At 70.7% G+C, this 22,415-nt stretch carries 24 protein-coding genes; 18 read left to right on the forward strand and 6 right to left on the reverse strand.

From position 1 onward, the window contains the following. The first annotated feature begins 268 nt into the window (after positions 1–268). A complete protein-coding gene (locus tag AB0K02_RS23585; RefSeq protein WP_365994486.1) occupies positions 269–499 on the forward strand; it encodes a hypothetical protein in 231 nt (76 codons plus the stop codon). 287 nt (positions 500–786) lie between these two features. Here the strand turns inward: AB0K02_RS23585 and AB0K02_RS23590 are convergent, their stop codons facing one another. Beyond that, positions 787–1,998 (reverse strand): XRE family transcriptional regulator, encoded by a 1,212-nt coding sequence (locus AB0K02_RS23590; RefSeq protein WP_365994487.1) that lies wholly within the window; start codon positions 1,996–1,998, stop codon positions 787–789. Positions 1,999–2,323: 325 nt separating this feature from the next. Between AB0K02_RS23590 and AB0K02_RS23595 the strand changes: the two genes are divergently transcribed. From AB0K02_RS23595 to AB0K02_RS23635, 9 genes are read left to right on the forward strand one after another with little or no spacing between them, the layout of a single operon-like run. Beyond that, positions 2,324–2,737, forward strand: a complete 414-nt coding sequence (locus AB0K02_RS23595; protein WP_365994488.1) for a 6-carboxytetrahydropterin synthase — start codon at positions 2,324–2,326, stop codon at positions 2,735–2,737. After that, positions 2,734–3,483, forward strand: coding sequence for a 7-carboxy-7-deazaguanine synthase QueE (locus AB0K02_RS23600; RefSeq protein WP_365994489.1), 750 nt, complete (start codon positions 2,734–2,736; stop codon positions 3,481–3,483). Before AB0K02_RS23595 ends, AB0K02_RS23600 begins: the two co-directional genes overlap by 4 nt. A 46-nt stretch (positions 3,484–3,529) precedes the next feature. Beyond that, complete coding sequence (folE, locus tag AB0K02_RS23605) at positions 3,530–4,174, forward strand: GTP cyclohydrolase I (protein WP_365994490.1); 645 nt, start codon at positions 3,530–3,532, stop codon at positions 4,172–4,174. Next, complete coding sequence (locus AB0K02_RS23610) at positions 4,174–4,992, forward strand: hypothetical protein (RefSeq protein WP_365994491.1); 819 nt, start codon at positions 4,174–4,176, stop codon at positions 4,990–4,992. The genes folE and AB0K02_RS23610 overlap by 1 nt, the downstream gene beginning before the upstream one ends. Continuing rightward, positions 4,989–6,056 (forward strand): hypothetical protein, encoded by a 1,068-nt coding sequence (locus AB0K02_RS23615; RefSeq protein ID WP_365994492.1) that lies wholly within the window; start codon positions 4,989–4,991, stop codon positions 6,054–6,056. The genes AB0K02_RS23610 and AB0K02_RS23615 overlap by 4 nt, the downstream gene beginning before the upstream one ends. 23 nt (positions 6,057–6,079) lie before the next feature. Beyond that, positions 6,080–6,775 carry an AAA family ATPase gene (locus AB0K02_RS23620; protein WP_365994493.1) on the forward strand — a complete coding sequence of 232 codons (696 nt, stop codon included), beginning with the start codon at positions 6,080–6,082 and terminating at the stop codon, positions 6,773–6,775. A 34-nt stretch (positions 6,776–6,809) separates the two neighbouring features. Further along, positions 6,810–7,730, forward strand: a complete 921-nt coding sequence (locus AB0K02_RS23625; protein WP_365994494.1) for a DUF2797 domain-containing protein — start codon at positions 6,810–6,812, stop codon at positions 7,728–7,730. A 56-nt stretch (positions 7,731–7,786) separates the two neighbouring features. Next, positions 7,787–8,629, forward strand: coding sequence for a class I SAM-dependent methyltransferase (locus AB0K02_RS23630; RefSeq protein ID WP_365994495.1), 843 nt, complete (start codon positions 7,787–7,789; stop codon positions 8,627–8,629). Further along, the gene (locus AB0K02_RS23635) at positions 8,626–9,162 is read left to right on the forward strand and encodes an NUDIX domain-containing protein (protein WP_365994496.1); all 537 of its coding nucleotides are present in this window, start codon (positions 8,626–8,628) and stop codon (positions 9,160–9,162) included. Before AB0K02_RS23630 ends, AB0K02_RS23635 begins: the two co-directional genes overlap by 4 nt. Before the next feature lie 20 nt (positions 9,163–9,182). Here AB0K02_RS23635 and AB0K02_RS23640 read toward each other — a convergent pair whose 3' ends face one another. Next, positions 9,183–9,713 carry an NUDIX domain-containing protein gene (locus AB0K02_RS23640; protein WP_365994497.1) on the reverse strand — a complete coding sequence of 177 codons (531 nt, stop codon included), beginning with the start codon at positions 9,711–9,713 and terminating at the stop codon, positions 9,183–9,185. A gap of 673 nt (positions 9,714–10,386) precedes the next feature. Beyond that, positions 10,387–11,268, reverse strand: coding sequence for a LysR substrate-binding domain-containing protein (locus tag AB0K02_RS23645; RefSeq protein ID WP_365994498.1), 882 nt, complete (start codon positions 11,266–11,268; stop codon positions 10,387–10,389). A gap of 94 nt (positions 11,269–11,362) precedes the next feature. Between AB0K02_RS23645 and AB0K02_RS23650 the strand changes: the two genes are divergently transcribed. Genes AB0K02_RS23650 through AB0K02_RS23660 form a run of 3 tightly spaced genes read left to right on the forward strand, consistent with a single transcriptional unit; the run spans position 11,363 to position 14,773 of the window. Then, positions 11,363–12,070, forward strand: coding sequence for a succinate dehydrogenase (locus AB0K02_RS23650; protein ID WP_365994499.1), 708 nt, complete (start codon positions 11,363–11,365; stop codon positions 12,068–12,070). Position 12,071: 1 nt separating this feature from the next. Further along, a complete protein-coding gene (locus AB0K02_RS23655) occupies positions 12,072–14,030 on the forward strand; it encodes a fumarate reductase/succinate dehydrogenase flavoprotein subunit (RefSeq protein WP_365994500.1) in 1,959 nt (652 codons plus the stop codon). Further along, positions 14,027–14,773, forward strand: a complete 747-nt coding sequence (locus tag AB0K02_RS23660) for a succinate dehydrogenase/fumarate reductase iron-sulfur subunit (RefSeq protein ID WP_365994501.1) — start codon at positions 14,027–14,029, stop codon at positions 14,771–14,773. The genes AB0K02_RS23655 and AB0K02_RS23660 overlap by 4 nt, the downstream gene beginning before the upstream one ends. Here AB0K02_RS23660 and AB0K02_RS23665 read toward each other — a convergent pair. Together AB0K02_RS23665 and AB0K02_RS23670 are read right to left on the reverse strand one after the other, a co-directional pair. Next, the gene (locus AB0K02_RS23665; RefSeq protein ID WP_365994502.1) at positions 14,763–15,794 is read right to left on the reverse strand and encodes an MBL fold metallo-hydrolase; all 1,032 of its coding nucleotides are present in this window, start codon (positions 15,792–15,794) and stop codon (positions 14,763–14,765) included. The two genes, AB0K02_RS23660 and AB0K02_RS23665, sit on opposite strands and share 11 nt — an antisense overlap. Before the next feature lie 84 nt (positions 15,795–15,878). Next, positions 15,879–16,721, reverse strand: a complete 843-nt coding sequence (locus tag AB0K02_RS23670; protein ID WP_365994560.1) for a serine hydrolase — start codon at positions 16,719–16,721, stop codon at positions 15,879–15,881. 92 nt (positions 16,722–16,813) lie between these two features. Between AB0K02_RS23670 and AB0K02_RS23675 the strand changes: the two genes are divergently transcribed. The 5 genes from AB0K02_RS23675 to AB0K02_RS23695 all read left to right on the forward strand — a co-directional run bounded on the left by AB0K02_RS23675 (position 16,814) and on the right by AB0K02_RS23695 (position 21,693). Then, complete coding sequence (locus tag AB0K02_RS23675) at positions 16,814–17,767, forward strand: LysR family transcriptional regulator (protein ID WP_365994503.1); 954 nt, start codon at positions 16,814–16,816, stop codon at positions 17,765–17,767. A gap of 465 nt (positions 17,768–18,232) precedes the next feature. Next, positions 18,233–18,427 (forward strand): hypothetical protein, encoded by a 195-nt coding sequence (locus tag AB0K02_RS23680; RefSeq protein ID WP_365994504.1) that lies wholly within the window; start codon positions 18,233–18,235, stop codon positions 18,425–18,427. Positions 18,428–18,528: 101 nt separating this feature from the next. Then, positions 18,529–19,713, forward strand: coding sequence for an FG-GAP-like repeat-containing protein (locus AB0K02_RS23685; RefSeq protein WP_365994505.1), 1,185 nt, complete (start codon positions 18,529–18,531; stop codon positions 19,711–19,713). 332 nt (positions 19,714–20,045) lie between these two features. Continuing rightward, complete coding sequence (locus AB0K02_RS23690) at positions 20,046–20,591, forward strand: GNAT family N-acetyltransferase (protein ID WP_365994507.1); 546 nt, start codon at positions 20,046–20,048, stop codon at positions 20,589–20,591. 562 nt (positions 20,592–21,153) lie between these two features. After that, on the forward strand, positions 21,154–21,693 hold the full coding sequence (locus AB0K02_RS23695; RefSeq protein WP_365994508.1) for a DUF4760 domain-containing protein: 540 nt from the start codon (positions 21,154–21,156) through the stop codon (positions 21,691–21,693). A gap of 45 nt (positions 21,694–21,738) precedes the next feature. On the opposite strand, the gene AB0K02_RS23700 is transcribed toward AB0K02_RS23695, so the two are convergent. Then, on the reverse strand, positions 21,739–22,287 hold the full coding sequence (locus AB0K02_RS23700) for a GNAT family N-acetyltransferase (protein ID WP_365994509.1): 549 nt from the start codon (positions 22,285–22,287) through the stop codon (positions 21,739–21,741). Between the last annotated feature and the right edge of the window lie 128 nt (positions 22,288–22,415).

A 22,415-nucleotide genomic window follows, 5' to 3' on the forward strand; every position in this document is an offset into this window, starting at 1 on the left:
ACTCGCAGTGGCGCGCCGGCCGCGGTCGAGCGATCGAGAGCAGACCAGGGGATCAACCGCCGTCGCAGCATGCGGCAGCACGCACAAGACCACGACACCCCGGATGCGTTGCTGACCGGCTTCTGGCCGCATGTCCGCAGCCTTACCGCCACGCTGGCTGAGCACCGGAACTCACTGGTCGGCAGGTCGTCGACATCACCGGCCTGCTCCTCCCCACGACCGCTTCCGTCGACATTCCCACCACCAAGCGAAGTCAGGAGCTCACCCAATGAACCACCAGGATCTCACCGAAGCAGAGATCGAGGGCCGGATGGCCTACGCCGCGCAAACTGAAGAGCAGGGCAGGTACCGCAAGGCGACCCACCTCTACGCCCAGCTCGGCAAGGACATCCAGGCCCGGCACGGACGCTTCGACTGCCGCGCGGTCCATGCCTTCGAGGGAGCGGCCCGCGCGATCCGCAAAGGCACCACGGACGAGGGGCACGATGACGAACCTTGATCAGGTCGCCACCCTGGCGACGTTCGGCGCGGTGTGGGCGGTGCTCGCAGTCGGCCACACCTCAGCGCGCGCAGCAGGTGGGGCGCAAGCCGTGTCCGGCCCCGGCAGTTCTCCTGGCACGGACTGCCTGTTCCCTGGATCGCCGTGAAGCCCGGCAGGCCGCTCGGGGCGTTACCCGCTCTCTCTTCCTGCTGTGACGATGAGGAGGCTCTCTAACGGGCACCACGTTGCGGACGGGAGTCCGGCGCCCTTCGGCTCGATCCTCGTGCGCTGAGGCACCGTGCCAGTTAGGCCGCAGCCAGGTGGAGCAGCGCGGGAACGCCTTCGGCCGCCTGGTGGTCCTGGAACTGCGGAATGAGGTCGTGGACCAGTCGGATGCACCGCGGGGCACCGATGCGGAGCGCAAGCTGCAGAGACTCGGTGGCGGCCGCGGCCGCCAGTTCCGGCTCGTGCAGGTCGAGATGACTCTTGGCCTGGTATGCCAGGAAGACACCCCTCGTCTTGGCACGGGACGACGGCAGGAGCTTCTGGCCCTCGCGGATGAGCGAGTGAGCGCGCGCCGTGTCGCCGAGGTCGAGGAGGCACTGGCCGGAGTCGACCGCCAGATCGGCTTCGGACAGCCATGCGCACCAAGCCGGTTTGGGCACACCGGAGGCGGTGCCGAGGAGATGCTCGGCCGCCTTCAGGGCACGCAGAGTGGCGCGTTGTTCGCCTTGAGCGGCGAGTGCGCGGGCGAGGCGCAGGTGGAGGAGAGATCGAGCGGCCGGGTGCTCCGTACGCGAGATTGCTCGCTCGAGGATCCCTTCAGCCGTAGCTGGGTCCTTGCGCCAGGAGGCTTGGTAGGCGAGGTCGCCGAGGAGCGCCGCGCCCATGTCGCGGTCGCCGCTGGCGTGGGCGCTGTGCAGGCCTGCGATCCAGTACCGGGCGGCTTCGGCGTGGAGGCCGGAGTCGAATCGGTGCCAGGCGACGGTCTGCGACAAGTTCCCGGCGAGTGTGTGGAGCCGCTTGGTGACCGTGCCGGAATGCCGGCCGGTTTCGATCAGGTCGGTCACGGTCGTCAGGTGGGCGTCGATCAGGGCGGCGGTGTGCTGGCGCTGTTCCGTGGCCAGTTTGGCGAGTTTGGCGGTGCTTTCTTCCAGCAGCGCCACGAGCTCGTCGCCGACCGGCTTGCCCGCCCGGGAGGGGTCGCTGGTGTGCGTGAGGCTCTCGGTGCCGGCCCAGGTTCCGGAGAGGGAGATCAGGGCCGTACCAGAGATCGCGCTCAGTACGTGGCGGCGGGAGCGGTTCATGGTGGCGTTCAATGCCTCTCGGAGGGCGGGCACGGTGCTCGTGGGGCCGAGCGGGACGACTCCGCCGTCGGCGCTGGGCAGCCAGTGGGGCCACTCGCGTTCCTCGACCGCCTGGACGGGGACGCCGAGGGCTTCGGCAAGGTAGCGCTGGTTGTCGGCGTCGGGGACGACGCCGCCCACTTCCCACTTGCGGATTCGGGCCTTGTCCACGCCGGATCGCAGCCCATGCTGGCGTGCCGACTCGCGGATCCGTGCAGACAGATCGACCCGAGTGAGGTTCATGGCCACCCGGGCGTCAGTCAGCGGGTGGCGGGTGGGTTCGTGCACCCGGAAATCCAATCAGACGGGCTCGCCTCCCGCCTAGGCCGCAGGCCCCGGGACTCCCGCGGGACTCCCGCCAACTGATGTTGCCCGGCGCACAGTTGGCCGACACTCGATCTTCCGAGCGGCATACCGGCCGCCCTTCATCCACGCCAGGGCGCGTTCAGGTGCAAGTGCCGCACCAGGCCCCCCTCCCCACGTTCTCAGGAGAGTCATGACCCGTCAGCCTGCCCTCCCGCTTGTCGCGGGCACCTTCACGATCGGTAAAAGGTTCGACTTCGAGGCCGGCCACCAGCTGCCCAGCCTTCCGCCGGAGCACAAGTGCTCACGGCAGCACGGCCACAGCTACGAGGTCGAGGTGGTTCTCACCGCAGCCACCCTTGAAGCCCCCGGCTTCGTCACCGACTTCGGCGATCTCAAACCCTTCAAGGCCTTCCTCGATGACGAGCTCGATCACCACAACCTGCACGAGATCCTTCCCGTGGAGCCGACCTCCGAGCTCCTCGCCCAGTACCTGGCCGCATGGTTCATCCGGCACATCGAACCGGACATCCCCGGGCGGCTGGCCGCGGTCCAGGTACGCGAGACCGGCAGCAGCTGGGCCCGCTTCGACGTGGAGCAGCGATGAAGACGCCCGACGCGGAGAGCCGCCAGCTCACAAACGCCGCGGCGGCCGACGTCTCGCTGATCACCGCCGAGTGCTTCGGGGACACGCAGCCGACGTTCCAGGGCGAAGGCCCCAGCTGCGGCGTACCGGCTCTGTTCATCCGCTTGTCGCGGTGCAACCTGACATGCGGTTGGTGCGACACCAAATACACGTGGGACTGGCACGAGTTCGATCCCCGCAAGGAGTCCACGCGCCAGCCGGTGGCAAATCTGGTGGCGTGGGCGCTCGCCTCTGCTGTTGAGCTGGTCGTCGTCACCGGCGGTGAGCCGCTGCTCCAGCAGCCGGCGCTGATCCCGCTGGTGCGCGGGCTGCTGGACGGCGGCAAGCGGGTCGAGTTCGAGACCAACGGAACCGTGGCCCCCGACCGTGCGCTGCTGGTCGACGGCGTCCGCTTCAACGTGTCCCCGAAGCTCAGCAACTCGGGTGTCGCGAAGGACAGGCGGATCCGGCCGTCCGCGCTGGACGCCTTCGCGGCGAGCGGACGCGCGGTGTTCAAGTTCGTCACGCGAACCGTGGCAGAGCTGGACGAGATTGAAGCCCTGGCCGATCAGTACGGCCTCGCGCCGGTGTACGTGATGCCGGAAGGCACTACGCCTGAGCGTCTGGTGGCAACCACCCGTCTGCTCGCAGACGCTGTCGCGTCCCGCGGGTGGATTCTCACCCAGCGTCTGCACGTCCTCGCGTTCGCAGAGACGCGCGGCCGCTGACGCTCCTGCCCCATCCCCTACTCCCCCTCATGGAGAGGCGAAGTCCATGACGCATGCCGTCTACAGGCCGGCACCCGGCCACAGCGTGACCGTGCCACCCCCGGCCGATCCCATCAGCTCACCTCCGATCGACACCGAACGCGTTGCCGAGCTGATCGGCCAGCTCCTGTCCGCCCTCGGCGAGGACCCTGACCGCGCCGGCCTGGCAGGCACGCCGAACCGCGTTGCCTCCTGGTACGCCGAGTTCCTGTCCCCCGACGCGTCGGCGGTCGCCACGTGCTTCACCGAGAGCCATCTCGGCGAGCAGATGGTCGTCGTGGGCGGCATGAGCGTCTGGTCGCTCTGCGAGCACCACATGCTGCCCATGCACCTCGAGATCCTCGCCGGCTATGTACCGGCTGGCGAGGTCGTCGGCTTGAGCAAGTTCGGCCGCATCGCCCAGAGGTATGCGGGTCGGCTCCAGGTGCAGGAGCGCTTCACCCGGCAGGTCGCTGACGAGATCTCCGGTGTGATCGGCGGCAAGGACGTCGCCGTCGCCGTCCGCGGCACCCACCTGTGCATGAGCATGCGAGGCGTACGGATGGAGGACGCCCGCACCACCACGCTGCACACAGGCGGCCGGTTCCGGAGCGATCCCGTGCTCTCCCAGCAGTTCCTCACCCTCGCGACCGGCCAGTGGAGGGCTGCGTGATGGCCAAGAGCATCGACGTGTCCGTGATCGCCCCGCCCGCCTACCTGAATGACTTCGTCGCACAGGAGCCCGCCCGCGTGCACCATGTGGCCGCCCAGCGGGTGCTGACCGACCCTGTCTACTGCACGTTCTTCCGCCGCGAAGCTGAACGCGGCGCGGACATCATCGTCGACAACGGGGTCTTCGACCTCGGTCACGCGCTGCCATCGGCCGACCTGGTCACGGCAGCCCGCGCGGTCGACGCCCGCGAGATCATCCTCCCGGACGTCATGCGCGACGGACCGGCCACGATCAAGGCCAGCGAGGAGGCCGCTCGCGAGATCCTCGGCCTGAGCGACGGCTTCCGCCTGTGCGCCGTGGTGCACGCCGCGGACGACGAGGAGTGGCTGCGCTGCTACGACCACTTCGCCTCCAGCGACTACGTCGGCGCGATCGCCCTGCCCGCCTCCCGGCGCCCCGCCCCCGAGGAGCAGCTGTGCCGCACCCGCTGGACGGCCACGCGCTACCTGGAAGACCGTGGCATGGTCGAGGAGCGGATCGTCTACCGGCTGCTCGGACTGGGCCGGACCGGGCACCTGGAACTGGTCGAGCAGCGCGAGCACGAATGGATCGCCTCAGTGGACGGCGCTGCCCCGGTCATCCTCGGTGCAATGGGCATCGCCATGCTGCCCGGCGGACCGTACGAGAAGCCCACCACACCCCGCATCGAGGACCTCGGCCCCATCCCCGAGGAGCGGTTCGAACTGATCCGGCGCAACATCGCCGTCGTCCGCGACGCGGCCGGCAGCACCGTGCGGATCTGGGAGGCACGCTCGTGAGCCTGCTTCCCGACCCGCTCGTGACCGCGAGTTCCGGCACAGTGCTGCGGGCGGCACCGATCGCGGTGGACGGGCACACGATGGGTGAGGACAGTCTGCTGCGCTACCTGCAGATCAAAGTCCACCACCTCATCCAGACCCAGCCCTGGGACAGCATCCGCGTCATCGGCGGATACGACCGCCAGGCGGTCATCTCCACGCACGAGAAGACCGGCAAGCTGTTCAACTGGCAGCGCCCCACCGCCGAGGCCCACGGTCGCGACCTGGTCGTCAAGGCGTTCCCCGGCACGGACTACGTCCACCACTACGCGCTGATCATCGCCACCTACCTGGCCATGACCGGCCGGGCGGCCCACACCGTCACCTACCAGCTGCCCGACCCGGCCCTGTGCCACGCGGCCGTCGACCTGCTCGAGCTGGACCTCGACGGCGACCTCGTGATCGTCGGCTGGGGCCTGGCCCACCTGGCCCCGGCCGACGGCGTGTGGACCCGCGGTCCCGGCTACGCCTGGCAGCGCACCGTGCTGCACGGCCGCCAGGTGGTCTACCTCGGTTTCCACCACAGCATCTGGGGCGACGTCGCCGGCCGGGTCGTCGCCCGGCTCGCCGCACTCGGTGCCCGCGACGTCGTCTACGTCGGCAAAGTCGGCGCTCTGGACCCCGAGATCGAGCCCAACACCGTTCTCGCCACCGGCAACGAGAGCCTCGTCGGCGGCGCCCTGGTCACGTGGGACGACTTCTTCGCAGACTTCGCCGCCGCCCAGCCCGGCGTGCACACAGGTGTCCACGTGACCTCGCCGTCGATCCTGCTCGAGGACCGGGACTGGCTGACCAAGCACGCCGAGCACGCCTTCGTCGATCCGGAGATCGGCCCCATGGGCGCCGCCGCTCGACACGCGGGGATCGGTTTCGGCTACCTCCACGTCATTTCCAACAATCTCGCCCGCCACTACCCCGCGGACTTGTCCAATGAGCGTCACCGGGATGTCGTCCGGCGACGCACCGCTCTGGTCGACCGGATCCGCGACATCATCGCGGGCCGCCTGGCCGCCCGCCCCGTCTGAACACCCCAGGGAGGAACACGACCATGACGGTCGAAGAACACGACATCACCCCCGCGCGCGGACGGTTAATCACCGTCACCGGCATCGACGGGGCCGGCAAGTCCACCCTCGCCGCACGCCTGCACCAGGCCCTGAACGACGCGGGTCACCCGGCGATCCTGGTCGGCAAGCACAGCACCGACGTCCCCATGGACGACGAGCTGTCCGCCTACGTCGACCGCCTCAACGAGCTCGTCTACCGCCGCGACGCCCGCGTCGCACAGGCCTGCGGCGACCACTACTGGCTGCTGGCGCTGGCCGCCTGGTACACCCTCCAGGACCGGCTCGTGATCCAGCCCGCCCTGGCCGCCGGCACCCACGTCATCCTCGACAACGCGCACCACAAGATCCTCGCCCGCTACGCGGTCAACCCGGACGTCTCCACCCGCCTCGCCGAACAGGTCTTCGCCCACCTCACCGAACCCGACCTGGTGATCTTCCTGCGTATCGGCTCCCGAGAAGCTCTCGCCCGCAAGGGCGAGTTCACCTCTTTGGAGACCGGCCACTCCGGCACCGGCGACGAGGACTTCATCCGCTACCAGGACACCGTCCTGGCCCAGCTGCGCGAACAGGAGCAGCGCGGTAACTGGCTGTCCCTGGACGTCACCGACATGGACCGCGACGCGGTCTTCAAGACCGCCGCCGGCGCCCTTGCCGACCGCCTGCAGCTCACCATCTGAACCGACCCGCATCCCACACGACGAGGATCGCACCATGCCACAGACCCTGCCGTCCGGCGGCGAGTACGTGTGCCACGGCATCACCTGGGCCACCGGAGCCCCCCGGCTGCTGCTCGCCCCGCTGCCCGGCGGGCCGCTGGCCTACGCCGAGTTCATGAACCAGAGGCTCGGCTTCCAGGTGAGCGGTACCGGCCGGTGGTGCACCGGCCGGTACCGGTTCGCCGACACCGTCCACGTCGAGCCCCTCGCCTGCCCCGACCGCGCCACGGCCGTACAAAGCGGCCAGTGCGCCCGCTGCTCCGGCCAGGACGACTTCCGCTTCGCCCACCAGGTCCACCAGGGCGGTCACGCCCCCCAGGCCCTCATCCGGTACATGGACCAGCCGCACTGGCTGTACCTGGCGACCTTCGCCGACGGCACCACCAAAGTCGGCACCGCGGCCGAGCCGCGCAAACGCTCCCGCCTCGACGAGCAGGGTGCCCTGTTCGCCACCTACCTGGCCAAGACCGCCGACGGCCGCGCGGTGCGGCACCTCGAGGACGCACTGACCCGCCGCCTGCAGGTGCCGCAGACGGTGCGCGCGGCCGCCAAGCTCCGCGCGCTGGCCGAGCTGCGCGACCTCTCCGCCGCCCGCACCGCCCACCACAAGGACGTCGCCCGCGCCGCCAGGGCGCTGGCGGAGATGAACGTGGCCGCGGTGCAGGAAGCATGGGCCGCGCCCGCAGCAGGCGATCGCCTGCGCACCGCCGCCGGCGAGCGGGTGCTCTACCCGCACGACGTGCGCGAGGGCGAGCACGGCTTCACCACTGTCTCCTGCGTCGGCTCGCAGGCCCTGGCCGTCCTGGACGACGACGACCCGGGCTACCTACTGGACCTCGGCGCCCTCAAAGGCCGCCGCATCACCCTGGGACATTTCACCTCCCCGGACACGGCCGTCCAGGCATCCCTGTTCTGAACAGACCGGCTCCCGCCCCCGCGGCGGGAGCCCTTCCGTCAAGCGAGGCACCCACCATGGCACCCCAGGACGCCGTCCTCGGCTGGGACGAAGACACCACCGCCGAGGCCTACGCCGCCTTCACCCACGACTTCCCCATGTACGGCGACACCAGCCGCGACCTCGCCCACCGCGCCCACCTGACCGACAGTCGCCTGGTGGTCGACCTGTGCGGCGGGACCGGAGCGACCGCCAAGGCGATCCTTGCCCTGGCTCCGCCCGGCGCCCACGTCATCTCCCTCGACAACGCCGCCGCCATGCAGCGCATCGGCCGCCGCACCCTGACCGACCCACGCCTGTCCTGGGTCACCGCCCCCGCCGAGCACGTGGACCATCACGCCCCGGCGGGGCAGGTCGACGCCGTGGTCTGCAACTCTGCGATCTGGAAGACCGACATCGCCGCCGTGTTCGCCGCGGCGCGCCGCGTCCTACGGCCCGGCGGCCGGTTCGTGTTCAACATCGGCGGAGGCTTCGCCGGCGTGACCCACCCCGACGAGCAGACCGGACGCACCGGACCCTCGCTGAACACCCTGATCCACCAAGTCGCCGCCCGGGACCACGGCTACACCCCGCCTGCGGCCGACAGCAAGAGCCCCAAGCTGCCGCTCGCGTCCGTCACCGAGCACCTGGCAGCCGCAGGGCTCGACTTGGTGGACACGGAGGTGACCGCCCAGCACAGCACCATGGCCGAGAAACGGGCCTGGCTGTCCATCCCTGTCTTCGCCCGCCCCGCCGGTGACTTCACCCACGCCCAGCGCATGGAGATTCTGAAGAAGGCCTACGCCCAGACCAGTCCTGACGCGGCGACGGTGACGAGCTGGCTCGTCACCGTGACACAGCGAGCAAGTAGGCAGCCGTGACGCAGCCGCTCCCCTCCGCGGAAACGCGGTGCGATCACACCAGCGTCGGAGTGCTCATCTCCAGCCCGGCCGGGCTCCTCGTCTTCGACCGGGCCACGTTCCCGCTCGGGATGGCGCCCGTCGCCGGTCACATCGACTCCCACGGCAGCCCGCAGCGGGCCGCCGTCGCCGAGGTCGCCGAGGAAGTCGGCCTGACCGTCACCCGCCTCCACCTGCTGCGCAAGGTATGGGCGCCCAATCGGTGCCGACGCCCGAACGACGGGACCGTCGGACACCAGTGGACGATCTTCGAGGCCCAGGCCTCCGGCGAGATCCGCCCATCCGCCCGCGAGGTGCGGACCCCGCGATGGATCCACCCCGACGAGCTCCAGCAGCAGGCGCAGCGCACCGCCGCATACGCCGCCGGGCAGGTCAGCGAGGCCGAGTTCACGGCCCGGCCAGGGCTCGCAGCCGTATGGGTCCGCTTCCTGCACGATCTGCAGCTGGTGACCATGCCGAGCGACATCCTCGACCAGATCGACAGGGTGATCTGACCGTGCTCCAGGACCGTCGGTCAGTGCGCACCGACGGAGTGCTCTGCGGCCAGCCGCCGCACATGCGCTCGGATGCGGTCGCGGTCGTCGGGGAAGACGGACTCCCACTCCTCGTCGAGAGCGAACCAGCGCGGCGGCTGCCCGCTCTCCCCGCCCAGCGGCACATCGCGGCTCACGATCGCGGCGTACGACAGCCCCAGGGTTGGCGACCAATCGGAGTGGTACGACCGCACGGACACTGCCGCCGGCGCAGGCAGCAGTTCAGCCCGCACGCCGGTCTCCTCGGCGAGCTCCCGGGCCGCCGCGGCGCGCGGCGTCTCCCCCGGCTCGACCTTGCCACCTGGCGGCACCCAGCCACGCCAGCGGTGCTTCACCAGCACGACGTGCCCGAAGGCGGGATCGGTCACCCAGACCTCTGCCGCCAGCGGCTCCATCGGTCGATGACGCGCCCCCTCAAGCCACGCCCGCGCGTCATCGAACTCCAAGGCAGCAAGCCCGACATCGGCGACCACCGCATCCAAGATCATCTTTCCCGTCTCACCGTGGATCACCCCGCCCACCCTATGCCGCCCACGCCCACCCAGCGGGAAGCCATCCCAAGTCGCAGAGACGGAAGCACCACCCGCCACGCAAGCAGAGCAGCGGCGCCACCCGCAGACGCAGGGGCGTGCCCGCATTCATTGGCGCGGGCACCGCGCCAGAAAGGGAAACCAGCCATGCACACTGCAGCAGCTGCACGTGGAGCCTGGATTGTCGTGGGTCCCATCCACCTTCTCAACCAGACCGCGCCCCACCGCCCGGACGATCCCATCCTCCTCGTCCGGGTCCCACACCAGGAGGTCACCGCCCCCAGCAACACCGTGGTCGTGCGATGGGACACGCTCGGAGACTGCCCCGTCACCGCCCTCACTTCCGCCGGAAACGAGCTCACGAACAGCCAAGCCGTCGCCGGCAGCGCCCTGTTCCCCGAGGCCATCGCCGGTACAGCACTGCGCGCGATGACCGGCCCCGCAGCAGCCTCAGCCCTCGTACCCCTGTGCTACCTGGCCGAACACTCCGGTGGCTACCACGTGTACGCGCAGATCCGCTTCTATGCCGAGGACGCCTGCTTCGTCCGGACCACGCCCGAGCCCGTAGGCAACGGCCCGGTGGAGTCGCGGGGGGGGGGGGGGGCGGCGCCGCGGGCCCGCGGGGGGCCCGGGCCCCCCCCCAGCCCCCGCCCGCTCAGGCGCGCGAGTCCAGCAGCACCCGCTGCAGCTCGCGGGCCGCACGCGGCGGCGCCACATCGCTGCGGTGGGCGAGCGCGATCGTGCGCCGCAGGCCGGGGCGGGCCAGCGGGGTGACCCGCAGGTCCCCTCCGGCGCCCTCCGCGACCATGCTGGGCACGACGGCGACGCCGAGCCCCGCCCGTACGAACCCCAGCACGGCGTCCATCTCACCGCCCTCCACCGTGAACGACGGCTCGAATCCCTCCGCGCGGCAGGCGGCCACCGTCAGCTCCCGCAGGTCGTAGCCGTGGCGGAACATCACCAGCGGCTCGCCCGCGAGATCAGCGATCCGCACCGGAGAGGGCGGCGCCGCGACCGCCGGCGAGGAGATGACCACCAGATCCTCCCAGAGCAGCTCGACCGTGGTCAGCGCCGGCGAGGGCGAGGGCAGGGGCAGCACGACCAGCGCCAGGTCGAGCGCACCGCGCGCCAGCTCCCGTACGAGGTCGTGCGAGCCGGACTCCTCGATCAGGATCTCGATGCCCGGGTGCAGATCGTGGAAGGTCCGCAGCACCTGCGGCAGCAGACCGGTGCACAGGCTCGGCGTGGCGCCGAGACGGACCCGGCCCCGGCGCAGCTGAGCCAGCTCCTGCACCTCGCGGCGGGCCGTCTCGGTGTCGGCGAGGATGCGGCGCGCCAGCGGGAGCAGCGCCTCACCGGCGTCCGTGAGGGCGATGTTCCCCCGGGCGCGGGCGAAGAGGTCGGCGCCGAGTTCCTGCTCCAGGGCCCGGATCTGCTGGGAGAGGGAGGGCTGGGAGACGTGGACGAGCTCGGCGGCGCGCGTGAAGTGACGGGTTTCCGCGACCGCGACGAAGTAGCGGAGCTGCTGGAGCTGCATGGTGCCACTCTAGAGCCTCCATAGGGAGAGCCTATGGACGTGAGCCGAATCATGTCTTGGACCTCTCGTGCTCTCCGGCCCTAGCGTCGAGGACATGGCTCTGGCAACGCGGACGGAACGGCAACCGTCCAGGACGCGCACCTTCTGGGCATCGACCATCGGCAAGAAGACGGTCATGGCCGTCAGCGGTCTGATCATGCTCGGGTATCTGGTCGCCCACATGTTCGGCAACCTGAAGATCTTCTTCGGGCCGGACGAGTTCAACGCGTACGGCCACTGGCTGCGCACCATGGGCGCACCGGTCCTGCACCACTCCTGGGCCCTGTGGCTCGTCCGCGTGGTGCTGCTCGCCGCCGTGATCGGGCACGCGGTCTCCGCGTACCAGCTCAGCCGGCGCGACATCAAGGCACGTCCCAGCCGCTACGTCCACAAGCGGCCGCGCGCGAGCTACGCCACCCGCACCATGCGCTGGGGCGGTGTCATCCTCGCCCTCTTCATCGTCTGGCACATCCTCGACCTGACGACCGGCACCGCCCACCCCGGCGGGTTCCAGGAGGGCCACCCCTACCAGAACGTCGTGGACACCTTCTCCACCTGGTACGGCAACGTGATCTACATCGTCGCCATGCTCGCCGTCGGACTCCACATCCGGCACGGCTTCTGGAGCGCCGCCCAGACCCTCGGCGTCGGCAACGCCACCCGCGACCGCGTCCTCAAGACCGCCGCGAACGTGCTGGCGCTCGCACTGACCGCCGGATTCCTCTCCGTACCCGTCGCCGTCATGACCGAAGTGGTGAGCTGACATGAACGACTTCGCCGACTACAGGGGCTACGAGACCGGCGCCCCGCTCACCGACGCCAAGGCGCCCGAGGGACCCGTCGCCGAACGCTGGGACAAGCGGCGCTTCGAGGCGAAGCTCGTCAACCCCGCCAACCGCCGCGGCCACACCGTCATCGTCGTCGGCACCGGACTCGCCGGCGGCGCCGCCGGCGCCACCCTCGCCGAACAGGGCTACCACGTCGAGCAGTTCTGCTACCAGGACTCCCCGCGGCGCGCCCACTCCATCGCCGCCCAGGGCGGCATCAACGCGGCCAAGAACTACCGCAACGACGGCGACTCCATCCACCGCCTGTTCTACGACACGGTCAAGGGCGGAGACTTCCGCGCCCGCGAGTCGAACGTCCACCGGCTCGCCCAGATCTCCGTCGAGATCATCGACCAGTGCGTGGCGCAGGGCGTCCCCTTCGCCCGCGAGTACGGCGGACTGCTCGACACCCGCTCCTTCGGCGGCGTCCAGGTCTCCCGCACTTTCTACGCCCGCGGGCAGACGGGCCAGCAGCTCCTCCTCGGCGCCTACCAGGCCCTCTCCCGCCAGATCGCCGCGGGCAACGTCACCCTGCACGCCCGCACCGAGATGCTCGACCTGATCGTGGTGGACGGCCGCGCCCGCGGCATCGTCGCCCGCGACCTGGTCACGGGCGAGATCTCCACGTACTTCGCCGACGCGGTCGTCCTCGCGACCGGCGGCTACGGCAACGTCTTCTACCTGTCGACGAACGCCATGAACTCCAACGCCACCGCGATCTGGCGAGCCCACCGGCGCGGCGCGTACTTCGCCAACCCCTGCTTCACCCAGATCCACCCCACCTGCATCCCGCGCACCGGCGACCACCAGTCCAAGCTGACCCTGATGAGCGAGTCGCTCCGCAACGACGGCCGGATCTGGGTCCCGAAGGCGAAGGGCGACACCCGCCCGGCGAACGAGATCCCCGAGGACGAGCGGGACTACTACCTGGAGCGGATCTACCCCTCCTTCGGCAACCTCGTGCCGCGTGACATCGCCTCGCGCGCCGCCAAGAACGTCTGCGACGAGGGGCGCGGCGTCGGCCCCGGCGGCCAGGGCGTCTACCTCGACTTCGCCGACGCCATCGCCCGCATGGGCCGGGCGAAGGTCGAGGAGAAGTACGGCAACCTCTTCGACATGTACGAGCGGATCACCGCGGAGAACCCGTACGAGGTGCCGATGCGGATCTACCCCGCCGTGCACTACACGATGGGCGGACTGTGGGTCGACTACGACCTCCAGACCACCGTCCCGGGCCTCTTCGCCATCGGCGAGGCCAACTTCTCCGACCACGGGGCCAACCGGCTCGGCGCCTCCGCCCTGATGCAGGGCCTGGCCGACGGCTACTTCGTGCTCCCCTCCACCATCAACGACTACCTGGCCCGCACCCCGCGCAAGGACCCGGTCACCGCCGAGCACCCGGTGGTGCAGGAGGTCGTGGCCGAGACCGAGGACCGGATCAGCCGGCTGCTCTCGGTCGACGGCGACCGCACCCCCGACTCCTTCCACCGCGAGATCGGTGAACTCATGTGGGAGTTCTGCGGCATGGCCCGCAACGAGACCGGGCTGCGCAAGGCACTGGAGCGGATCCCGCAGATCCGCGAGGAGTTCTGGCGCCGCATCAAGGTGCCGGGCAGCGGCGTGGAGTTCAACCAGTCGCTGGAGAAGGCCAACCGCGTCGTCGACTACCTGGAACTCGCCGAGCTGATGTGCCTCGACGCACTGCACCGCACCGAGTCCTGCGGCGGTCACTTCCGCGAGGAGTCCCAGACGCCGGACGGTGAGGCGGCCCGCAAGGACGAGGAGTTCTCCTACGCCGCGGCCTGGGAGTTCACCGACACGGGCCGAGCCCCCGTCCTCCACAAGGAAGACCTCGTCTTCGAGTACGTCCACCCCACCCAGCGGAGCTACGCATGAAGCTCAACCTGCGCGTCTGGCGCCAGAAGAACGCCGACGCCCCCGGTGCCATGGCCACCTACGAGGTGGACGGGATCTCCCCGGACATGTCCTTCCTGGAGATGCTCGACACCCTCAACGAGGACCTCATCCTGCGCGGCGAGGAGCCGGTCGCCTTCGACCACGACTGCCGCGAGGGCATCTGCGGCGCCTGCTCGCTCGTCATCAACGGCGACGCCCACGGCCCCGAGCGCACCACCACGTGCCAGCTCCACATGCGTTCCTTCCAGGACGGCGACACCATCGACGTCGAGCCGTGGCGGGCGGCCGCCTTCCCGGTCGTCAGGGACCTGGTCGTCGACCGCACCGCCTTCGACCGCATCATCCAGGCCGGCGGCTACATCAGCGCCCCCACCGGATCCGCACCCGAGGCCCACGCGACGCCGGTGCCCAAGCCCGACGCCGACCTCGCCTTCGAGCACGCCGAGTGCATCGGCTGCGGTGCCTGCGTGGCGGCCTGCCCCAACGGCTCGGCCATGCTCTTCACCTCGGCGAAGATCAACCACCTCAACGTGCTGCCGCAGGGCGCACCCGAGCGCGAGACCCGCGTGCTCGACATGGTCGCAGCCATGGACGAGGAGGGCTTCGGCGGCTGCACCCTGACCGGCGAGTGCGCGACCGCCTGCCCCAAGGGCATCCCGCTGCCCTCGATCGCCGCGATGAACAGGGAGTGGCTGCGGGCGAACCGCAAGGTCAAGAGGTAGCGGCCGGCCCCGGCCGCATGTCAGCCCCGAAGGCGGTCGCGTAGTCCGGGACGACCACCCGGGACGTGGGGCTGCACCGGCGGACCTCGGCGACGAAACCGTCGAGGTCCATCACCGGATCCCGCAACGGCGGCCCGCTCAGCGGCCTCTCGAAGTGGTCCCAGTGCACCGGGACGACCGTCGCGGGGCCGCCGAGCGCATCCAGCAGCCGCGGGACATAGCGGTGCGTCGCCCGGCTGGAGGGCACCGCCGCCATCAGGACGTCCGGGCGCATCCCGGCCACCGCGCGCTCGTCGATGTCGCTCGCCCCCATGAGGAACACCGAGGGACCGCCGGCCACGGACAGCTGGAACGCCAGTGTGTCGCCCTCCGGCAGGTCCGATACGGTGCGCGGAGCACGCGGTGGCGGCGCGTTCAGCGTGCCCGGGGCGAAGTACGACCATTTCGCGTTGCGGCTGTGCCGACTGGAGACGACCTCGACCGTGTAGTCGCCGAAGTCCAGCACCTCGCCGCCCTTGACGACGCTGATCTGGCCCGCATCCACCCCGAGGGACCGCAGCACGTGGTACGTCGTCTCCGTGCCGAAGACCCGTGCTCCCGTGGACTTCGCGATGTACGGGACGTCGTTGACGTGGTCCCAGTGGGTGTGGCTGACCAGGACGGTCTCCGGCCTGCCCGCGTGCCGGGCCACCAGCTCCTCGTCACAGATCAGCTCCGTGGCCGGGTCGAAGCCGCCCTTCGGACCGAACAGGCCGGTCTCGAAACGCGTGATGTACGGGTCGAACAGGACACCGCGCCCGCCGATGTCGAACCGCCAGCCCGAGGTCCCGAGCCAGCGCAGGCTCGCGCTGTCCGCCCGTACTCCCGGTACCGCGCCTCCGCTCCGTTCCGTCCCCTCCGCCGCCCCTGCCGCGGTGGGCAGCAGGGGCGCCGTCGCTCCGAGTGCGGCGCCGCGCAACAGCGTCCTGCGGACGAACGACCGCCGGCCGCCTTCCTCCCTGGTGTTCTCGAATTCGCTCATGACACGCAGAAGATCAGCCCCGGACCGTGCGCGTCCAAGACCGGAGCCCCCCACGACCCATACCGCCAGGTGTATGACACCTGATCAGCCGCCCTGTCCACCGGACACGGCCCGCAGGAAATCCACCGCCGTCCGCGCCGCCGTGCCGATCGCCACGTCCGTGCGCGTGCGGTTCACCACCGGATCCGGCGTACGGGCGAAGACCGCGACCGCGTACCGCCCGCCGTCCGGGTACTCGGCCACACCCACCTCGTTGTGCAGTCCCGGCAGCGTGCCCGTCTTCGCCGCGATCCGCACGCCGTCCCCGAACCCCGCAGCGAGCCGGTGCCGGAACACCTGACGTGCCATCAACTCCCTTGTCCAGGCGCAGGCCTGCGCGGGGCCGGCCTCGTCGCGCCAGATCATCCGCAGCAGCCGTGTCATCTCACGCGGTGTGCTCGCGTTCGTCCGCGCCGGGTCGAAGACACCGAGCGCGCCGACCTCGGCCGGGGGCAACGCGGGGAACAGGGCGGCGAACTCCCGCTCGTCCCGCGCCCCCACCTCCGCGAGCATCGACTCCAGCAGCTGCCGCGGGCCACCCACGATCCGGGTGCGAAGGAGCCCCAGCTCCTTCGCCAGCAGGTTCACGGTGTCCACGCCCACCCGCTCCAGCAGGAGATCCGCGGCCGTGTTGTCGCTGACCGACATCGCGAAATGCGCGAGGTCCCGCAGGGAGACCTCCACGTCGTCCAGACACCCAGCGGTGCCCCAGCCGCCGAGCCGGTGCGCGGCCGTGACCAGCACACGCTCCCGCGGATCGAGCTGACCGGCCGCCGCCTGCCGGGCGAACTCCAGCACCAGCAGCACCTTGAACACCGAGGCGACCACAACCGGTTCGTCGGCGCCGCATCCCACGTCCTTGCCCGCGTCGATGTCCAGCGCGTGCATCCTGCCCTCGGCCCCCGCCGCCGCGAACACCGAGCCCAGCCTCTCCTCGATCCGCACCCCGGACCCCCGCCCGCATCGCCTACTGTCGTCCCGTGGATCTCTTGCGCCACCTGCGTATCTTCCTCGCCGTCGCCGAGGAGATGAACTTCGGGCGGGCCGCCGACCGGCTGGGCATGGCCCAGCCCCCGCTCAGCCGCGCCGTCCGCAGACTGGAGGACGACCTCGGCGCCGAACTCTTCGACCGCTCACGGCGCCAGATCCGGCTCACCCCCGCCGGCACGGTCCTCCTCGACGAGGCGCGGGACCTGCTGGCGCGCGAGGAACGCACCCGGGCCCTGATCCGGCGCGCCCGGGACGGCGACCTCGGCACCCTGCGCGCCGGAGTGCCGCCCGACACCTCGGCGGCGGTCCTCGGCGCCCTCCTCGCGGAGTGCGCCGACCGGGCACCCGCGCTGCGGGTCGACCTCCAGGAGGTGACGACGGACGAGCAGGTGCGCCTGCTGGCGTCCGGCGGGCTGGACGTCGGCCTGGTCCACGCCCCCGTCGACGCGACCGACATCGTCCTCGGCCCCGAGACCGGCGTCGACCTCGGAGTCGTCCTGCCGAGGACATCGCCCCTCGCCCGGCTGCCCGAGGTCGCACTCGCCGAACTCGCGGGCCACGACCTGGTCCTCTTCCCGCGCTCCACCGCACCTGGCTGGTACGACCGGACACTCGGCATCTGCCGCGCGGCGGGCTTCGTGCCCGGCCGCGTACGCCACGCCCGTAACCCCGAGTTCCTGATCGGACTCGTCACGGCGGGCCACGGCGTCGCCTTCGACCAGGGGCCGGTGGCCCGCAAGGAGCCCAGGGTGGCGTGGCGGCCCCTGGCCGGGCGGCCGCTCACCCAGCGGATCCGCGCGGCCTGGCCGCGACGGTCACGGCACTCGGGCGCGCGGGAGTTCGCCGCGGTCGCGGCGGACGTGCTGGCGCGCGACCACACGACGGCGGTGCTGGTGGGCGAGGCGGGGGAGGCACCGCGCCCGTGGTCGGTGGTCTTCGGCTGAGCACGGTCCCGGACGGCCGAGGGGCTCGGCCGCCGCCCCTACCCTGACCTGCGCACGCCCTGGCCCTGCACGGGGCGACAGCCGCCAGGTGCGGCGCCCACGGTCAACCGCTTTCACACCACGCCGCGCAGTCCCGGCCCGGCCGGCCCCGCTCCCCGCATCCGACGCCGCCGGTCGTTCGCTCAGGTGTTGGGTCGGCGGCTGCGCCCGCGTGGGGCAGCGGCAGAGTCCTACGGGCAGCCTGCCTGACGCAGGGAAGCCGGACCGGTCGGTGTGGCCTCGTCATGCGTGTCCGCCGGGCGGAACCCGACGCCGAGCCGGCGGCCCCCGCAGTCGCGTGCGTACAGGTGCGGTCGTCCTTCGCGGGGATGCTGCTGCTCCCAGTAGCGCCGTAGCGCCAGGTCGAAAGTCGGGCAGCGGCCGGCCGAGCGCGGCGAGCGCGGCCCGGATCGTCAGCGCGAGCCTGTGCACGTCGGCGGATGTCACACCGCTGGGAACCAGATCCACACCGTCACCCGCGACGTCGCCGCCCCAGGCGTTGCCTACGGCGTGGAGGCATGCTCGTACCGCCGCGCCGGCACCGCCCTCGGGGTCGCGGCTGACACGACCAGGCCGCGCCCAGTCGCCGACGGGTGGACGACGAGGTCGCGGAGCTGGTGACCATCTCCCGGGGAGTGCCGCGCCGGCTGTCGGCAGGGCGGGATATCTTCCTGTCGCGGCACGTCGAGATCTGTCTCCGTGCCGCCCAAGGGAGGGAACCCATGCGCAACACTCTGCTTCGGCGCGCGGCCGCGTTGGCCGCAACGCTGGGGCTCACATCACTTGGCCTGCTCGGGGCCGGGGCGGCGCCCGCACAGGCCGCCATCAGCGACTGCCCCAAAGGCTACTTCTGTGCCTGGCAGGACAGCGGCACAGGATCGATGTTCAAGACGAACACGAACAAGGCCACGCTGGGCACGTGGGACGGCAAGTTCCGCACGGTCATCAACCGCACGTCCTCGATAGCCTGCCTCTACGAGCAGCCGAACTATGAGGTGCCGGGCTACCACTGGGTCGAGCCCGACCCCTATGCGACCAGCTTCGGGGACATGCTCTCCACGAGCTCGATCAAGTTCGTGCGCACGTTGCGTGAGTGTGAGACGGAGGCTTACCCGGGCTGGGTGACGACGACCTCGCCCAAGGCGATCGGGTTCGGCGACATGAACGCCGACCGGCGGGCGGACATCATCGTCTGCGACGAGGTGGGGCGGCTGTGGTTCCTGCCCGGGGACGGTACGGGGCGTCTGATCGGCTCGGGCGGCTGGAAGGCATTCGACGCTCTAGTCCGGCACGGTGACTTCAGCCGCGACGGCCGCGAGGACGTGATCGCCCGCGAGAAGGCCACCGGCAAGCTGTGGCTCTACCCCGGCACCGGCAGCGGCGGCCTCGGCGCGCGCACGCTGATCGGCAACGGCGGCTGGAACTCCATGGGACACCTCGCCGCGTTCGGGGACCTGTCCGGCGACGGCCGCTCCGATCTCCTCGCCGTCGAGAAAGCCACCGGAAAGCTCTGGCTCTACCCGGGAACCGCCTCCGGCACACTCGGAGCGCGCAAGCTCATCGGCACCGGCGGCTGGAACGGCATGAACGCCCTTGTCGGCGCCGGTGACATAACCGGCGACGGCCGGGCCGACCTCGTCGCCCGGGAGCGCGCGACCGGCAAGCTCTGGCTCTACCCCGCCACCACGACCCGCACGCTGGGCGCACGCAAGCTCATCGGCACCGGCGGCTGGAACTCCATGCAGCCGATCCTCGGCGTCGGCGACACCTCCGGCGACGGACGGCCCGACCTGGAGGCTTCGGACAGCTATCTGCTGTGGCAGTACCAGGGCCTCTCGACCGGCGGCCTGCGGAAGGCCGAATGGAACGCCGGCTGGTGGGGCCTGGAAGGCGCCACTGCCTTCTGACCCGTCCCACCGGCGGGCCTGATCTCGCTGCCCCGCGCCGGGGGACCAACCTGACGCTCGGGTTGGAGACGTGCCCGGGCAGCCCGCATCCGCGGGACTGCCCGGGCACAGCCGTCAGGGCACGGCGGTGCAGGTGACGACCGTGGTCTCACACGCCTCGGCGAACACCTTCACTGCCTCGTCGGCCGCCAGGCCCCCGGCGCAGTTTCGTGCCGATCCACTGGCCGACGTACCGGCAGTGCCGGTCGGCGGCATCCACTCGGCCGGGTTCTGGTATCCGCCTTCAGCGGTTCGACCGCGCGGTCACCGCCCCAGTCGAGAGCCTACGCGGCATGTTCACCGACTACCTGCTGGAGGAGTTCGACCGTATTGGCGAGCTGGCGTTCGGCAACCCGGCCGCGGGCCACCTGGTCACCAGCTTCATCCGCAGCGGCAGCGAAAATGTCGGGTTCATCGCGCTGGACGCCGGGCGTTACGCGGTTGAGGTCATCTACTTGAAGCCGGAGTCCCGCGGTCGAGGGATCGCCACGCTGGTGCTCCAGCACGTGGATCAGCAGTGCCCCCAGAAGCTCGCCCTGAAGACGCCACTGTCGCCCGGCGGCGAGGCCCTCGCCGGCAACCTGGGGCTGGAGAGGGCGGGCAACTTCCCTCACGAAGAGGCCAAGAACGAGGAAGCTCTGGGGATGATCCGAGCAGGCATCAAGGCAGCGTGCAGGCACGGGAAGTCGGCCGGGGATCCGAGGAAGCCGTGCAAGCGCTGCTACCAGAAGACTCTTCGTCGCTACGCCACAGTCGGTCTCGACAAGCACGTAGCGGAGATGCGGACAGTGCTGAGCAAGACTCCTGGGGCATCGGGTAAGCGTTGGGGCACGTCTTGATAGGGATCGGGCCGTCACCTCTCATCGGCAACCGGCGAACCAGTTGATCACCAAGTGCCTTCGGGAACCGTCGACAAAGGCTGTCCCTGGAGATCAACGAAGCCAACGCCCCCGGCCTCGATGTGGCCGCCGCCCTCGCGTACGCGCACTGCCGCAGCGGCTGGCACGACAACTGACCACTGGGGCACAGCCATTCCGGCTGCGCCCCTTTCGTCTCTCCGGACGTCCCTCGGCCGCCGGGCGGGGGGCCTGCCGGAGCGTCGCTGCGGCTGCCGGCGCCTGCGGCAGACCTGCGGGTGTCTGGGCGTGGCGGTCGGTCGCGCGCAGCGCAGTGCTCTCTGCCCGGGGGCGGGGCGCTGTACCGTCCGTGCCGCCTGGTGGGGCGGGCCGCTGCGCAATCCGCCGCAGCCGCTCCGGGGCGAGAGGTCCTGAGCGCGCGGCCGCCCGGGCCGGGAAGTTCGCGGCGCGGGCGCCCCGCTGCCACTTGATGGAGGGCTGTATTACCCGCCTGAAGGCCAGTAATTGGTATGTGACACCGCTGAGTTGCGTAGGGTGTGCGGTCGTGACGTCGTATGAGTGCTGGTCCCTGGTCGCCTCGTTCGGTGCCCTCCTGGTCAGTGTGGTCGCCTTCGGCGCGGTGCTGTGGCAGCTCGTGATGCTGTCGCGCGCCACGACACTGGACCATGACCGACGGCGCAAGCAGGCCACGGTGGAATACCTCGCCGCCACCATGGACAGGCGCAAGGAACTGCGAGACGAGGGCATTCCCGACGAGCGGGACCCCGCGGCCGTCTCCGCGTTGATCGGCCGAATGGACGCGGGTGACCGGACGGCGACACGGCTCGTCTACTCTTACCTGACGATCTACAACCATCTCGGCGTGGGCGCGCGGTCGGACGCGTTCGACCTGCGAGTCATCGACCAGGCATGGGGCGGCTCGGTCATCGCCATCTGGGAGGGCTACCGACCGTGGATCGAGCGCCAGAGGCGCGCCCGCTGTGAGCCGCGGCTCTACGAGGACCTCGAGCATCTGGCCGCCCTGATGACTCCGCGGCGCGTCACGGCTCCGCCTGAGGGCAGGAGCGTCCCCCTGCAGAGGTGATCTTCAGGGTCGTCGTCGCACCTTGCCGCCCCTGCCCCCGCCGCGTCAGGCCGGCGGCGTCCGGTCCGCGAAACCATGCTCCGCCGGGCGGGCCGCGCGCTGGGCGAGCCAGCCGGACACCCGCGGACCGCCGCTGACCGCGCTGCCTTCAAGCACCGTGCGGACGTGTTCGAAGCCCTGGCGGAGGTAATAGCGGTGCAGGGCCCGGTTCGTTGTCCAGGCGTCCAGCCTGACCCAGGCCGCCCGAGACCGGTACGCCCTGTCCCCGCCCCAGTTGAGCAGCCGCCCGCCGAGGTTCTGCCCGGCGTGTGTGCGGGCCACGGTGAGCTTGCTGATGTACAGCGCGGGGTCGGCCTCCTCCTCGGAGGTCCACAGCCCCTCCGGGGGGACCGGGGCCAAGGTGACGGTGGCGGCGGTCACCCCACCGTCGCGGACCACGAACGTCTGCCCCGCTTCGACGGCTGCCCGCAGACGGTCTGCCGGGTAGGGACGGCGCCACTGGTCGGTACCGAGCTCACCGAGCCATGCTGCCGCCTCGTCGCGGAAGGACAGCAGCATGGGCAGATCGTCCAGTTGCGCGCATGTGATGATCATGAAACCTCCCCAGGATTCCACGCGCGGCCGATGCCGCTCCCTTGCGCGGCCCCAGCATGTCACGGCGCTGTCGCTCGCAGCCCGGCCCGAATGCCCGGCCCGCGAGCACCGACAGCCAGCAGGCTGCC

The organism is Streptomyces sp. NPDC049597 (genome assembly GCF_040675505.1).
Taxonomy (GTDB): domain Bacteria; phylum Actinomycetota; class Actinomycetes; order Streptomycetales; family Streptomycetaceae; genus Streptomyces.

What these genes read in the sequence shown, in the direction of transcription:
- AB0K02_RS23630 (WP_365994495.1), top strand. Translation starts at nt 7,787, where the DNA reads ATGGCACCCCAGGACGCCGTCCTCGGCTGGGACGAAGACACCACCGCC.
- AB0K02_RS23610 (WP_365994491.1), top strand. Translation starts at nt 4,174, where the DNA reads ATGGCCAAGAGCATCGACGTGTCCGTGATCGCCCCGCCCGCCTACCTG.
- AB0K02_RS23625 (WP_365994494.1), top strand. Translation starts at nt 6,810, where the DNA reads ATGCCACAGACCCTGCCGTCCGGCGGCGAGTACGTGTGCCACGGCATC.
- AB0K02_RS23660 (WP_365994501.1), top strand. Translation starts at nt 14,027, where the DNA reads ATGAAGCTCAACCTGCGCGTCTGGCGCCAGAAGAACGCCGACGCCCCC.
- AB0K02_RS23655 (WP_365994500.1), top strand. Translation starts at nt 12,072, where the DNA reads ATGAACGACTTCGCCGACTACAGGGGCTACGAGACCGGCGCCCCGCTC.
- AB0K02_RS23670 (WP_365994560.1), bottom strand. Translation starts at nt 16,721, where the DNA reads ATGCACGCGCTGGACATCGACGCGGGCAAGGACGTGGGATGCGGCGCC.
- AB0K02_RS23665 (WP_365994502.1), bottom strand. Translation starts at nt 15,794, where the DNA reads ATGAGCGAATTCGAGAACACCAGGGAGGAAGGCGGCCGGCGGTCGTTC.
- AB0K02_RS23700 (WP_365994509.1), bottom strand. Translation starts at nt 22,287, where the DNA reads ATGATCATCACATGCGCGCAACTGGACGATCTGCCCATGCTGCTGTCC.
- AB0K02_RS23595 (WP_365994488.1), top strand. Translation starts at nt 2,324, where the DNA reads ATGACCCGTCAGCCTGCCCTCCCGCTTGTCGCGGGCACCTTCACGATC.
- folE (WP_365994490.1), top strand. Translation starts at nt 3,530, where the DNA reads ATGACGCATGCCGTCTACAGGCCGGCACCCGGCCACAGCGTGACCGTG.
- AB0K02_RS23645 (WP_365994498.1), bottom strand. Translation starts at nt 11,268, where the DNA reads ATGCAGCTCCAGCAGCTCCGCTACTTCGTCGCGGTCGCGGAAACCCGT.
- AB0K02_RS23620 (WP_365994493.1), top strand. Translation starts at nt 6,080, where the DNA reads ATGACGGTCGAAGAACACGACATCACCCCCGCGCGCGGACGGTTAATC.
- AB0K02_RS23685 (WP_365994505.1), top strand. Translation starts at nt 18,529, where the DNA reads ATGCGCAACACTCTGCTTCGGCGCGCGGCCGCGTTGGCCGCAACGCTG.
- AB0K02_RS23600 (WP_365994489.1), top strand. Translation starts at nt 2,734, where the DNA reads ATGAAGACGCCCGACGCGGAGAGCCGCCAGCTCACAAACGCCGCGGCG.
- AB0K02_RS23690 (WP_365994507.1), top strand. Translation starts at nt 20,046, where the DNA reads ATGTTCACCGACTACCTGCTGGAGGAGTTCGACCGTATTGGCGAGCTG.
- AB0K02_RS23650 (WP_365994499.1), top strand. Translation starts at nt 11,363, where the DNA reads ATGGCTCTGGCAACGCGGACGGAACGGCAACCGTCCAGGACGCGCACC.
- AB0K02_RS23585 (WP_365994486.1), top strand. Translation starts at nt 269, where the DNA reads ATGAACCACCAGGATCTCACCGAAGCAGAGATCGAGGGCCGGATGGCC.